Here is a 13,341-nt window from a genome sequence, read left to right on the forward strand (position 1 = left end):
CCGCGAGGTTGTGCTCGGGCGGGGGCGAGCCGCGATCAGGCGCCGCGCGTCATCCAGCCCCAGCGCTGAAAGATTGCCGCGCCTTGCGGGCTTTGCAGAAAGGCGATGAACTGCTGCGACGCGGGCTGCTGCTTGCCGCGTGCGGTCGGGGCGATGCCGGTATCGCGGTAGATGCGATAAGGCTCTTCCACGGCGACCTGGTCGGCCAGCTTGGGGTTGGAGACCTGCCAGATGTTCCAGATCAACCAGGCATCGATGTCGGGCTGGTCGATCCAGGCCTGGCGGGCCAGCGCGCTGTTGCCCGGATAGGCGACGATGTTCTTGCGCAGCGCACGCACCGTGCGGATGTCGCCCAGGCGGCCAGCGGCGTCTTCCCACACGCCGTTCTGTCCGGCGCCGTTGACCACGAGCACCTTGACGCCGGGCTGCAACAGGTCCTTGAAGCCGGTGATGTGCTTGGGGTTGCCCGGCCGCACCAGGATGGAGAGCGGCCGCAGGTAGAGCGGAATGACATCGGCGCTGTCGATCTGGCCATTCATGGCGGTGACAAAGTCGCTCATCATGGTTTCCGAGCCTGAATAGATCAGGTCGGCGTTGGCCCGGGCGGCGTCGATCCACTTCGGCGTCGGGCCGGCCGTGACGTCGACCTTGATGCCCGTGGCCTTTTCGAACGCTTCGGCGGCCTCGTGCATGGCGGGCGCAGGGCCGCCAGGGCCGTAGACCTTGAGCGACGGGGTCTTGTCCGCAAGGGCCAGCGGCGTGGCCGAGGCCAGCAGCCATCCGGCGCTGAGCAGACTGCTGCGCAACAGGGCGCGGCGGGTGGCGTTAGGCTTGGGTGAGGTGGGTTGGGTCATGTGCACTCCTGAAGGTTGAGAAAACCCCGGCCAATCGACGCCGGAGCATCGGTCTGCGAGGCGAGGGACATCGAAAGGGGCGCCGTCAGGTCAGGCTTGGGGCGCAGCGGTGGGGGCCGGCTGTGCCGGGTCGTCAGCGGTGTAGCGCTGATAGAGCGCGCGAGCAGCGTCCAGCAGTTGGGCGCGGGGCAGATCACCGGTCAGCGCGTAGCCCCATTGGCGATCCACCCAGTAAAAAGTGGACATATGTTTGCCGGTGACGATGCGGAAGGACGTCTCGGCGGTGGGCCTGGCCATGCCGCGCAGATAGACCGTGACGCGGTGGCCTTGAGCGTCCTGGTACATGAGTTGTGCGGCGGGTTTGCCCGGCATGCCGGGCAGCAGGCGTCCGCCCATGAGCACCAGGCCGCCAGGCAGGGCGTCGGGCGCCACAATGGGGCGCTGCAGGCGGCGTGAAAGCCAGGTGGTCAGATCGCTTTCCTCGCGCACTTCCACCGGTCGGCGCGCGTCCGGGGTGTAGACGGCATAGGCGAGTTCGGCCTGACGCACGAAGTGCTGCATGCCTTCGTTCTGCGCGGTGGCCACGGCGTCGTCTTGCTGCGATTCGCGGGTGATCAGGCTGCCCGCCACCGCGCCCACGCCGATCCACAACGCCACCGCCGCCGCGCGCACCCAAGGGCGCGCGGGCGGCGCGAGAGGCTGCAACAGTCGCGCGGGCACAGGTTCGTCGAGCAAGGGGGCGAGCGCCTCGCGCAGCGCCAGGTTTTGCGCCTGCAGGGCGGCGATCTCGGCACGCACCGAGGTGTGCGCGCCCGGATAAGCCTGTTCGCCCGTCTGAGTCAGCCGCGCTTCGTGTTCCAGATAGCGATCGACCTCGGCATGGCGGGTGTCGTCGAGTTGGCCGTCGGCATAGGCCATGAGGGTGTCGCGGTCGGGACGTTGCGGACTCATCCCACACTCCTTTGACTCTCGATGACGCGCAGCGCTGGGCGCTGCGCTCCTTCACCGCTGGTGAGTTGCCAAAGCTGAGTGCGCGCGCGCGACAGGCGGGACATCACGGTGCCGGTGGGCACGCTGAGAGCTTTGGCCGTCTCGGCATAGCTGAGCCCTTCCACCGCAACTAGCAACAACACCTCGCGCAAGGGCACGCTAAGACGCTGCAGGGCGGCCAGGAGTTCGAGGGCCTCAAGGCGAAGCTCCTGGTCGGCCGCCTGCACCGGAAGGGCGCCATCGGGCAGGTCGTCCAGCGCCTGCGTGGTCTGCGCCTGGCGAACGGCGCACTGATCGACGAACAGGTTGTGCATGATGGAGAACAGCCAGGGCCGCACACTACCCACGCCTCGCCAGAGCCCCCATTTGTTGACGGCGCGCTCCAGCGTGTCCTGCACAAGATCGTCGGCGTCGGCCATGCGGCCCGCATGGAGCACCCGGGCATAGCGCCGCAGATGCGGGATCTGCTCGGTCAGCAGTTGATGGCGGTCGGCCATGACGGGGCGGGTTCGAGGGTGGGCGTGCGGTGGTTGTGGTCAGTATCCGCCTTTGCTGGCGAGTTTGGGGTCGATCTGCCAGATTTCATCGACCAGCTTGCCATCGCGATAGGTGAGCACATAGCGCACCGGAATCGCCGTCTTGCCCTGGAACACGACATCGGCCGTGACGGTGGCGCCCTTGGGATTGGCAGCCTCCTGCAGATGGGTGATGTCTGCTTTCAGCGGGCCGTTGGCCTTGGTGAACTTGGTCCAGGTGGTCTTGATGGCGTCGGTCGCAGCGTAGCGACCGTCCAGCGGACCGCCGACCCACTCGAGCACGGCGTTCGGGCCATAGCTGGCGGTGATGGCATCCACGTTGCCCGCGGCAATCGCCTCGATGTGTGCCCGGGCGGCCTCGGTGGGGGTGTCGGCGTAGGCCGAAGGCGCGATCCAGAGGGCCGAAAGGGCCAGTGCCGCGGCGGCGAGGGTGGGGGTCAGGCGGGTTGCGGTGTTCATCGTCAGCTCCGTTTGGGGTGGGGATGCTGCATGGACGGCCTGGTGCGGCGATTATTCCCTGGACGAAAAAAAACCGCCCCCGAGGGGGCGGTGGGAACATCCCGGGGAAGGGATGAGGAGACGCCTTCCGATCCGGCGGCACGCAGTCGCCGCCAGACCGTCCGGAAGAAAAAACCCCGTTACAGCACCTGCTCGCCGTGCAGGCTGATGTCCAGACCTTCGCGTTCCTGCTCTTCGGTGACGCGCAGACCGATGACCATGTCGATGATCTTGAGGATGACGAAGGTGACGATGGCGTCGTAGACGATGGTGAAGCCCACGCCCTTGGCCTGGATCAGGATCTGGGCCATATTGCCTTCCAGCGCGCCGGCGGTGCCGCCGATGGCCTTGACCGCGAACACGCCGGTGAGCATGGCGCCGATGATGCCGCCGATGGCATGCACGCCAAAGGCGTCGAGCGAGTCGTCATAGCCGATCATTTCCTTCATGTAGACCGCGGTCCAGAAGCAGATCACGCCGGCGGCGATACCGATGGCCAGCGCTCCGCCAGGGCCGACGAAGCCGGACGCCGGGGTGATGGCCACCAGACCGGCCACCGCGCCGGAGGTGATGCCCAGGATGGTGGGTTTGCCACGAGCGATCCACTCGGCGAACATCCAACCCAGCGCGGCTGCGGCGGTGGCGATCTGCGTGGCGGCCATGGCCATGCCGGCACGGTCGCTCGCAGCCACGGCGGAACCGGCGTTGAAGCCGAACCAGCCTACCCACAGCAGCGAGGCACCGATCATGGTCAGCACCAGGTTGTGCGGCGGCATGGCCTCCTTGCCGTAGCCCACGCGTTTGCCCATCACCAGCGCGGCCACCAGACCGGCGATACCTGCGTTGATGTGCACCACGGTGCCACCAGCGTAGTCGAGCACGCCGTCACCACCGAGGAAGCCGCCACCCCACACCATGTGAGCGATCGGGGCGTACACGGCAAGCAGCCAGATGCCCATGAACCACAGCAGGGCCGAGAACTTCATGCGGTCGGCGAACGACCCCACGATCAGCGCCGGGGTGATGATGGCGAAGGTCATCTGGAAGGTCATGTAGGTGGATTCGGGAATGGTCGGCGCCAGCGGGTTGGCCGCGTCCAGGCCCATGCCATTGAGGAAGAACCGGCTCAATCCGCCGATGAACCCGTTGCCCGGGGTGAAGGCCAGGCTGTAGCCGATGATCATCCACAGCACCGTGACCAGACAGGTGATGGCGAAGCTCTGCATCAGCGTGGCCAGCACGTTCTTCTTGCGCACCATGCCGCCGTAGAACAGCGCCAGACCGGGAATGGTCATCATCAGCACCAGCGCGGTGGAGGTCAGCATCCAGGCGTTGTCGCCGGAGTTGATGAAGGCCGCAGGATTGGGAGCGGCAGGCGCAGCGGCCGGCGCGGCTGCAGGCGCGGGCGCTGGTGCGGCGGCGGGCGCTGCGGCTGGGGCTGAGGTCGAAGCCGGGCTGCTTGCCACCTGAGCCCATACGGGCGCTGCCGTGGTCAGTGCGACCAGGCTGAGCGCGACGGAGGCGAGAAATTTTTTCATGTTGAAGACCTTTCTGGGAGGGCGGTGTTCAGAGGGCGTCGCCGCCGGTCTCGCCGGTGCGGATGCGCACGACCTGTTCGAGGGCGGAGACAAAAATCTTGCCGTCGCCAATCTTGCCGGTGCGCGCGGCGGTTTCGATCGCTTCGATGGTGCGCTCGGCCAGGGCTTCCGGCACCGCCGCCTCGATCTTCACCTTCGGCAGGAAATCGACGACGTATTCGGCACCGCGGTACAACTCGGTATGCCCTTTTTGCCGACCGAAACCCTTGACTTCGGTGACGGTGATGCCCGTCACCCCGATGCCCGACAAGGCTTCGCGCACCTCGTCGAGCTTGAACGGCTTGATGATGGCCGTGATCATTTTCATGGTGGCTCCTTCAGTGGATTCGATGGCCAAGGGTCAGAACGAGTAAACGGCCATCAGCTCGACCGAGCTCTGCTTGGTCGTGGGGGTGCCGTCCTTCTTGGTGAAAATGGCGGTGTCCGACTTGTCCTGGCGGACTTCTGCAGACAGCTTGACGTTCTTCACGGGGGTGTAATTGACCGCCAGGGTCAGTTCCTTGAGCTTGTTGGCGGTGCCGTTGGTGCCCGACACCATGCCGTCCTTGTCGTCCACATACTCGCCGCGTGCAGCCAGGGCAAACTGGTCGGTCAGGGCGTAAGTGGCGTACAGCGCCAGACCGTTGGCCTTGCCGGTGCCGGTGCCGCCGCTGGCCAGGGGCACGTCATCCTTGGACAGCAGGTCCACGTTGGCCGCCAGGGTCAGCGCGCTGTTGACGTTGAAGGTGCCCACCAGGTCGAGCAGTTGCAGCACGCCATTGGTCGAGCCGCCGAACAACGGCGACTGGCCACGGTAGTAGTCGGCGGTGTAGGAGAACAGGCTGCTCGGGCTGCCGGTGAGGCCCAGCTCGATGGTCTTGGAGGTGTTGGACGGCTGCGGGCTGACCCAGCCGTTGTTCACCCCGCCGATCACCGTCAGCGCGGGTGACACGGCATAGCTGGCGCGCAGACCCGTGAGGGCGCCGGGCTCCATGTCCCAGAACAGGATGCTGCGCGAGACGGTGGAATCGCTCGTCGGGTTGGTGGTTTCGTAGCCGGCCAGTGAACTGAACTTGCCGCCCATCAGAGTGAGTCCGCCGTTGGCATACTGCACAAAGGCGTTGTTCAAGTAGAAGGTACTGTTGTTGCCGTTGAGCACCTTGGCATCATTGCCGGCGATGACACTAGCGACGGCGCCGAACCCGGAGCTGGGCAGATAAGACACCGTGGCCGCCGCCTGATTGGCAGAGAAGCCATTGGTCTTGTTGTCGTAGGCGCGCAGCAGTGTGGACGACGTATCGAAGTAGGTATAGCTTCCAGCCACATACCCGGTGACGCTCAGCCCCGGGGTGGCGGCGAGAACGGCGCCCAGGCTGGGTGCCGCCGGGGCGGCCGGAGCCGGAGCGGTTTGCGCCGAGGCGACGCCGGTGGTGCCGACCAGAACGGCGGCAACGGCCGCGGCGAGTGCGATTTTGTTCATCCAAGTTTCTCCTGTGAGTGCAGCAGGGCAAGACGCCCACCATGAAATGCCGGAGAGTATTTGCAGCTTTCGTGCCAGGGCGGCGCGGGGCTGGCGCGGTGTTTTCACCGTTTTGATGTCGTGGAGATGGCTTCCATCTCGCACCACCAAGGTGCGAATCGGGTCATCTGCACCAATAAGGTGCAAATGTGGACGTATTTGTCCGGTTCGATGCGCGATGACGACACGCTGGCGCCGCACAGATCCAGATGCAAGCCAAGGTCGCGCGCGCGAAAATCGGTCACAATGCACGGCAAAAGCATTTGAGGAGTCCGGCCATGAATGACAGCTTTCGCCAACGCAACACCGCCTTTTTCGACCAGCTCGGTCGTCTCATCGAGAAATCGCCGCTGCATGATGCGCAGCGCAATATGCGGGCTCTGGCGCAGTCCGCCGCGGGGCGGCTCGATCTGGTGACGCGCGAGGAGTTCGATGCCACGCAGCGCATGCTGCTGGCCGCGCGCCAGCAGATCGACACCCTCGAAGCCCAGGTGCGCGAATTGCAGGCGCGGCTGGACAGCGGCGCGCAGTCCGCCCCGACGTCGCCGGAAGACGCCTGGCGCTGATTTCTGCGCGCATGTCTCTGGCGCAAGTCGCCAGCCGGGCCTTGCTGGGCATGGAGGCGCCGCCGGTCACGGTGGAGGTGCATCTGTCTCCCGGCCTGCCCGGCTTCACCATCGTGGGGCTGCCCGAGGCCGAAGTCCGTGAGGCGCGCGACCGGGTGCGCAGTGCTCTCATCAACAGCGGCTTGGGCTTTCCCTCGAACAAGCGCATCGTCGTCAATCTGGCGCCGGCCGATCTGCCCAAGGAGTCGGGCCGGTTCGATCTGCCCATCGCCATCGGGCTGCTGGCGGCGCAGGGGTTGATCGCTGCCGAGCGGCTTCGCGGGCACACCTTCGCCGGGGAGTTGTCGCTCACCGGCGAGTTGCGACCCACGCGAGGGGCTCTGGCGATGGCCTGCGCCCTGACGCTGCACGCGCCTGAGGCGCACGAAGACCTCAAGCTGGTGCTGCCGCAGGCCAGCGCGGAAGAAGCGGTGCTGGCGCAGGCATCCACGGTGATAGGTGCGCGCGATCTGCTGCAGGTCGTGGCCTACCTGCTCGAACAGGACGGCGCCGCGCAACGCGTGACGGCCGGTGCCGTGGCACCGGCGCACTCCACGGGCCCCGACATGGCCGAGGTGCGTGGCCACAGCGCGGCCAAGCGCGCCCTGGAGATCGCCGCGGCCGGTGGGCATCATGTGCTCATGGTCGGGCCGCCGGGCAGCGGCAAGTCGATGCTGGCGCAGCGCTTCGTCGGCCTGTTGCCTCCGCTGACGCGCGAGCAGGCGCTGGAGAGCGCCTCGGTGCTCAGCCTGGTGGGGCGATTCGACCCGGCGCAGTGGGGACGCCGTTTCGTCCGCAGTCCGCATCACACCGCATCGGCGGTGGCGCTGGTGGGTGGCGGAGCGGGGACGATACGGCCGGGCGAGATTTCCCTGGCGACGCATAACGTGCTGTTTCTCGACGAACTCCCGGAGTTCGACCGGTCCGTGCTGGAAAGCCTGCGCGAGCCGCTGGAGACCGGGCGCATCCACATTTCGCGCGCGGCGCGGCAGGCGGAATTTCCGGCGCAGTTTCAACTGATCGCCGCGATGAATCCCTGCCCCTGCGGCTACCTGGGTCATGCCACGCGGGCCTGCCGCTGCACGCCTGACCAGATCGCGCGCTATCAGGGGCGCATCTCCGGGCCATTGCTCGATCGCATCGACATCCAGGTCGAAGTGGGCGCCATCGCCCCGGAAACCCTGCTGCAGTTGCCGCAGGGCGAAACCAGTGCGCAGATCGCCTCGCGCGTGGCGGCGGCTGCCGACATCCAGATCGCCAGGCAGGGCATGCTCAATGCCCAACTGCAAGGCGCGGCGCTGGATGCACAGTGCGCGCTCGATGCGGCCGCAAGCGCGTTTCTGAGCCAGGCCATGACGCGGCTGGGTGCATCGTCGCGTCAGGCGCATCGGGTGCTGCGTCTGGCCCGCACCATTGCCGACCTCGCCGGGTCGCAGTCGATTGCCTTGCCCCATCTGGCCGAAGCCCTTCAACTGCGCCGTGCGCTCGCGCAAGTGTGAAAGCGTGGCCTCTTTTAGGGGCATGGCGCAAAAAAAAGCCAGGTGCGTTGCGCACCTGGCTGGAAATGCCCGGATCGGGGGGAGAGTCTGAGGAGCAGACTACCGGGCAACTTGGAGGGCCACAGGATTGAGCATGCGCTCGAACCACAGCAGCACCAGTTCTGTTCGCTGGGAATCCGAAAAGTTCAGTCCATTTTGTAACGGCTGATCTTTCTCGTCAATCGGCGTCGGTCGTGTGGCAACACCCCGCGAACAGAGGGTGTTGCCAGTATGAAATCATGCTTCGATCACTGGATCGGGTTCAGCCCGCCATCGGCGCCGATCTGCACGCGCTGGCCCACGGGCGGGGCGACCTTGAGCTGCATGGTGCGAACCTGGCCGTCGTCCATGCGAACCTGGACGTCGTACACCGTCTGCGAGTCGACGCGCTTGGCGATTTCGTTGCCGGCGATGCCGCCGCCAATGGCGCCCGCCACCGTGGCCAGCTTGCGGCCGTCACCCCCGCCGACCTGATTGCCCAACAGCCCACCGATGACGCCCCCAGCAATGATGCCCACGGGGTTGTTCTGCTGCGAGTGCACCTGCACTGCATTCACCGCCGTCACCGTGCCGCAGTTGTTGCAGACGGGCTGCTGCGGGGCGGCGGGAGCAGTGGGCGCAGTCTGTGGCGCGAACTGCTGGGGCGCAAACTGTTGTGGAGCGATTTGTTGCGGAGCGGCAGGTTCAGGCGCCTTGGCCTGCCGCACGACAGGCTTGGGCTGCGGGGCCACCACCGGCGCTGGCGCGGCAGGTGGGGTCACGACTTGCGCCGTCTGGGCCTGGGTGGCCGGTGTGCCATTCGTCGGATTGTTGGCCTCCGTGTTGGCCGTCTGCGTGCTCGCAGCCTGCGGCGCTGAGGCCAGGGCGGTGTTCGCAGGGGCAGTCACCGCGGAGGCCACAGCCGCAGGTTTGTTGCCGGAACTGTCGCTGAGCTTGTAAAGCACCGCGGCCAGAAGCGCCACGATGACCGCGCCCATGACGAAAACCGCGATCCAGACGCCTTTTCCCGTTGCTGCGGTGTTCTGCGGAGGAAGGGATGACATGAGAGGTTCTCCTGAAAGTTTGAAGAAGTGTGTGCGTGCTCAACGCGTCAGGCCATGTTTTTGACGACAGCGAGCCGCAAAAGTGGCAGCGTCTCAGCCGCCGCTGGCGGCCAGCGCCTGGTCGAGGTCGGCGATCAGGTCCTGCACGTTTTCGATGCCGATCGACAGCCGCACCATGTCCTCGCTCACCCCAGCCGCTTCCAGCTCCTGGGCGTTGAGCTGGCGATGCGTGGTCGTGGCCGGGTGGCAGGCCAGCGACTTGCAGTCTCCGATGTTGACCAGCCGGGTGAACAGTTGCAGAGCGTCCTGGAAGCGCGCTCCGGCCTGCCTGCCACCTTTGAGCCCGAAGCTCAGGATGCCCGAAGCCCGGCCATGCATCAGCCGCTGGGCAATATCGTGATCGGGGTGATCGACCAGCCCGGCGTAACGCACCCAGGCCACGCGCGGATGTTTCTGCAGATGCTGGGCGATGTGCAGCGTGCTGGCGCAGATGCGGTCCATGCGCAACGGCAGGGTTTCGATGCCCTGCAGGATGAGGAAAGCGTTGAGCGGCGACAGCGCCGCACCCATATTGCGCAAGGGCACCACGCGGGCGCGGGCGATGAACGCGGCGGCGCCGAACTGCGCGGTGTAGCTCACGCCGTGATAGCTCACGTCGGGTTCGACCAGGAGTTTGAAGCGGTCGCGGTGCGCGGCCCAGTCGAACTTGCCTGAATCGACGATGGCGCCGCCCACGCTGTTGCCGTGGCCGCCGAGGTATTTGGTCAAGGAGTGCACCACGATGTCCGCACCGTGCTCGAACGGACGGCAGAGGTAGGGCGAGGGCACCGTGTTGTCGACGATCAGCGGCACACCATGCGCATGTGCCACGGCGGCGAGGGCGCCGATGTCGGTCACATTGCCCAGCGGATTGCCGATGGTTTCGCAAAACACCGCACGGGTGCGGTGGTCGATCAGCCGGGCAAAGCTGCCGGGGTCGCGCGGATCGGCAAAGCGCACCTCCAGTCCCTGACGCGGGAAAGTGTGGGCGAACAGGTTGTAGGTGCCCCCATACAGGCGGCTGCTGGAAACGATGTTGTCCCCGGCCTCGGCCAGCGTTTGAATGGCCGCGGTGATGGCGGCCATGCCCGAGGCCACCGTCAGCGCCGCAACACCGCCTTCGAGGGCCGCGACGCGCTGCTCCAGCACGTCGTTGGTCGGGTTCATGATGCGGGTGTAAATATTGCCGGCAACCTTCAGGTCGAACAGATCGGCGCCATGCTGGGTGTCGTCGAAGGCGTACGACACCGTCTGATAAATGGGCACGGCCACCGCGCGGGTGACCGGGTCGGGTTTGTAGCCGGCGTGGACGGCAAGGGTTTCGAATTTCATGGGGCGTCTCCTGTATGAGGTTGAGGCGGCTTCGACAGGCGTCAGCCTACTCATCTCGGCGGGCGTATCCAAAGATCGAATCGTCAGAAGGATAGGCCGACCATGAGGGCGGGGAAAGGGCCAACGAAAGCGCGTGAACCGGCGCGTTGGCTCATTCCAGCGTCGGCGCCGCCTCGACGGTGGGCGACAGCGTCACCAAAGGCCGGTTGCGCTGTTGGGCCTGGAAGTAAGCCGAGGGCGTGGTGCCCAGCGCCTGGCGGAAGGTCTTGATGAAGGCGCTGACGCTGTCGTAACCCAGCGACAGGGCGACATCCTTGACGGCGCGGCCGGTGGCCAGCCATTCCAGCGCCTGGGTCAGTCGCGCCCATTGGCGCCACTGCGCGAAGCTCATGCCGGTCTCGATCAAGAACTTGCGGCTGAGCGTGCGCGGACTGATGTCCGCCCAGCGGGCCCACTGTTCCAGGGTGCGCGCACTGGCGATGTGGTCGAGCAAGCCACGCGCGATGCTCAGCAGCCGGGCGTCCTGCGGCCAGGGCAACTGCAGGGGGCGCGCCGGTGACTGACGAAGCTCATCGAGCAGCACCAACAGCAGACGCATGCGGCTGAGGTCCAGCGGGGCGTCGTGCGGCCAGCTCAGCGCCTTCTGCAGAATCAGCGACACCAGCGGATTGACCGGGTAGCTGATGGGCTCGGCCGGCAGGTCGCCGCAGAGCTGCGGCGTCAGGAATGCGCCGTAACCGGCCGTCGGGCCGTAAGACTGCACCGCGTGCGGCACACCCGGCGGCATCCAGCCTATGGTTTGCGAGGGGGTGAGCTGCCGCCCCTGCGCGGTCTCCACGATGACCAGCCCTTCGGTGAGCAGGAACAGGGTGCCGCGCGCATGGCAATGCGTTTCGGCGTCCATGGCCAGCGGATTGCGCATGCTCACGGCGATCAGCTCGGCGCCTTCGAGATGGTTGATTCTGGCGAGCAGTTCCGCTTTGCTGCACTCGCATTCGGTAGGTGAAGGCAGACGGTTGGGCATCTTGGCGTGTTTGCGATATTCATTGGCATAGTAAAGCAACCCGGCCATTTCGCCTTTTCCTAGCATGTCGGTCACTCGAGCCACGGAATCGGGGGGCGTCGTCAGCAGAATGTCGAGGCGACTCCTAGAATCAGCCGTCCTTCACCCAGCCAGACGTTGGCTCGCCTCAGGCGACGAGCGTCCGGCCGCACTCTGTGTTCGCCACCCTGTTGCTCCTCGGTCTTTCCGGAACGCGCCCCATGCAGAATTTGTCCGCGACTCCTCGCGTCTTGTGCTTGTCCCTCTGCGCCGCCCTGCTCGGGGGGTGCACCACGGTCGGCCCCGATTTCCATGCGCCGAAGGCGCCCACCGCTGCGCAATACACGCGCCAGAGCTTGCCGGCGCAGACCGCATCGGCGCCCGGCCTGCTGGGCGGTGCGCAGCAGTTCCAGACGGTGGACGCCGTCGCGCCCGACTGGTGGCGCGGCTACGGTTCGTCACAGCTCGATGGTCTGGTGGACACGGCGCTGAAAAACAGCCCGTCTCTGGCCGCAGCCGAGGCCACGCTGCGCCAGGCGCAGCAGACTTACGCGGCGCAGGCCGGTTCCACGCTGTATCCCACCGTCAATGCCAAGCTCGGTGCCAGCCGCAATCAGGCGAATGCGGCGAGCACGGGGCAGAGTGGTGACAAGACCTTCACCTACAACCTCTACAACGCCAGCATCGCGGTGGGCTACAACTTCGACCTGTTCGGTGGCAACCGGCGCGCGCTCGAAGCGCTGGCCGCGCAGGCCGACTATCAGCGCTACCAGCTCGACGGCGCACGGCTGACCCTGGCGGCCAACGTGGTCACCGCGGCCTTCACCCAGGCGCAACTCGGCGCCCAGATCGACGCCACCGAGGCCATTCTGAAGGCGCAGCAGAACCAGCTCGACATCGCCCGCAAGCGCTTCGAGCTGGGCGCGGCTGCTCGCAGCGACGTGCTGACCCTGCAGACTCAGGTGGAGCAGACGCGCGCCAGCGTGCCCCCGCTGCGCAACAAGCTGGAGCAGACTGATCATCTGCTGGCGGTGTTGCTCGGCATGGAGCCCGGCGCCGCCGACCTGCCGCGCTTTTCCCTGGCCGATTTCAAGCTGCCGCAGACCCTGCCCGTGGTCGTGCCCTCCAGGCTGGTGCAGCAGCGGCCTGACATCCAGGCCAGCCAGGCCTTGCTGCATGCGGCCACGGCGCAGTACGGGGTGGCGATCTCCAATCTTTACCCGCAGATCAACCTCAGCGCCAGCCTGGGCACGCAGGCGCTCACCATGGGCGCCTTGTTCGGTCCCGGCTCGGCGGTGTGGTCGCTGGCCGGCAGTCTGGCGCAACCGCTGTTCAACGCCGGTCTGAAAGCCGGGGCGAACGCCGCCGAAGCCAGTCTGCAGGCCGCGGGCGCCAACTACCAGCAGACCGTCTTGCAGGCCTTGCGCAATGTGGCCGACGCCCTGCGTGCGCTGGACAACGATGCCCAGACCTTGCAGGCGCAGGCCGCGGCGGACGCCTCGGCGCAGGAGTCGCTCAAGCTCGTCGATCAACAGTACATGCTGGGCGCGGCGAGCTATCTGCAACTGCTCACGGCGCAACAGCAGGCGCAGCAGACCCGCCTGGGGCTCATCTCGGCCCAGGCTCAGCGCCTGGCCGACAGCGCGGCGCTGTACCAGGCCATGGGCGGAGGTGCGGTGACCGTTGGAGCCGCGCCAGATCAGACCGTCGCCATGCCCGCCCGTTAAGCACACCGCTGCAGTTTCCCCACACCACACCCAGCCAGCAC

13 protein-coding genes are annotated in these 13,341 nt (G+C 66.4%); 3 read left to right on the top strand and 10 right to left on the bottom strand.

The window, feature by feature from the left end; translation table 11 throughout:
- Positions 1-35: 35 nt before the first annotated feature.
- From ASC45_RS04670 to ASC45_RS04700, 7 genes are all read right to left on the bottom strand, one after another.
- Complete coding sequence (locus ASC45_RS04670) at positions 36-854, bottom strand: extracellular solute-binding protein (protein WP_055449883.1); 819 nt, start codon at positions 852-854, stop codon at positions 36-38.
- 90 nt (positions 855-944) lie between these two features.
- Positions 945-1,805 (bottom strand): anti-sigma factor family protein, encoded by an 861-nt coding sequence (locus tag ASC45_RS04675; RefSeq protein WP_055449884.1) that lies wholly within the window; start codon positions 1,803-1,805, stop codon positions 945-947.
- Positions 1,802-2,341, bottom strand: a complete 540-nt coding sequence (locus ASC45_RS04680) for an RNA polymerase sigma factor (RefSeq protein ID WP_055449885.1) — start codon at positions 2,339-2,341, stop codon at positions 1,802-1,804. The genes ASC45_RS04675 and ASC45_RS04680 overlap by 4 nt, the downstream gene beginning before the upstream one ends.
- Positions 2,342-2,380: 39 nt before the next feature.
- Complete coding sequence (locus ASC45_RS04685; protein ID WP_055449886.1) at positions 2,381-2,839, bottom strand: nuclear transport factor 2 family protein; 459 nt, start codon at positions 2,837-2,839, stop codon at positions 2,381-2,383.
- Between the two features lie 179 nt (positions 2,840-3,018).
- Positions 3,019-4,416, bottom strand: coding sequence for an ammonium transporter (locus ASC45_RS04690; protein WP_055449887.1), 1,398 nt, complete (start codon positions 4,414-4,416; stop codon positions 3,019-3,021).
- Between the two features lie 28 nt (positions 4,417-4,444).
- Complete coding sequence (locus tag ASC45_RS04695; protein ID WP_055449888.1) at positions 4,445-4,783, bottom strand: P-II family nitrogen regulator; 339 nt, start codon at positions 4,781-4,783, stop codon at positions 4,445-4,447.
- 33 nt (positions 4,784-4,816) lie between these two features.
- A complete protein-coding gene (locus ASC45_RS04700) occupies positions 4,817-5,935 on the bottom strand; it encodes an outer membrane beta-barrel protein (protein WP_055449889.1) in 1,119 nt (372 codons plus the stop codon).
- A 317-nt stretch (positions 5,936-6,252) separates the two neighbouring features.
- Between ASC45_RS04700 and ASC45_RS04705 the strand changes: the two genes are divergently transcribed.
- Both ASC45_RS04705 and ASC45_RS04710 read left to right on the top strand, forming a co-directional pair.
- Positions 6,253-6,540, top strand: a complete 288-nt coding sequence (locus ASC45_RS04705; protein WP_055450134.1) for an accessory factor UbiK family protein — start codon at positions 6,253-6,255, stop codon at positions 6,538-6,540.
- A gap of 11 nt (positions 6,541-6,551) precedes the next feature.
- The gene (locus ASC45_RS04710) at positions 6,552-8,078 is read left to right on the top strand and encodes a YifB family Mg chelatase-like AAA ATPase (RefSeq protein ID WP_055449890.1); all 1,527 of its coding nucleotides are present in this window, start codon (positions 6,552-6,554) and stop codon (positions 8,076-8,078) included.
- Between the two features lie 287 nt (positions 8,079-8,365).
- Here ASC45_RS04710 and ASC45_RS04715 read toward each other — a convergent pair whose 3' ends face one another.
- The 3 genes from ASC45_RS04715 to ASC45_RS04725 form a co-directional block, all read right to left on the bottom strand.
- Positions 8,366-9,160, bottom strand: coding sequence for a glycine zipper 2TM domain-containing protein (locus ASC45_RS04715; RefSeq protein WP_055449891.1), 795 nt, complete (start codon positions 9,158-9,160; stop codon positions 8,366-8,368).
- Positions 9,161-9,253: 93 nt separating this feature from the next.
- Positions 9,254-10,531, bottom strand: a complete 1,278-nt coding sequence (locus ASC45_RS04720) for an O-acetylhomoserine aminocarboxypropyltransferase/cysteine synthase family protein (RefSeq protein WP_055449892.1) — start codon at positions 10,529-10,531, stop codon at positions 9,254-9,256.
- 151 nt (positions 10,532-10,682) lie between these two features.
- Entirely contained in the window at positions 10,683-11,621 is a 939-nt protein-coding gene (locus ASC45_RS04725; protein ID WP_245609955.1) for a helix-turn-helix domain-containing protein, read from the bottom strand.
- A gap of 173 nt (positions 11,622-11,794) precedes the next feature.
- Here ASC45_RS04725 and ASC45_RS04730 point away from each other — a divergent pair, with 173 nt between their 5' ends.
- Positions 11,795-13,300: an efflux transporter outer membrane subunit gene (locus ASC45_RS04730; protein WP_055449894.1), complete on the top strand. Its 1,506-nt coding sequence runs from the start codon at positions 11,795-11,797 to the stop codon at positions 13,298-13,300.
- The last annotated feature ends 41 nt before the right edge of the window (positions 13,301-13,341 follow it).

This window comes from Thiomonas bhubaneswarensis (genome assembly GCF_001418255.1).
Taxonomy (GTDB): domain Bacteria; phylum Pseudomonadota; class Gammaproteobacteria; order Burkholderiales; family Burkholderiaceae_C; genus Thiomonas; species Thiomonas bhubaneswarensis.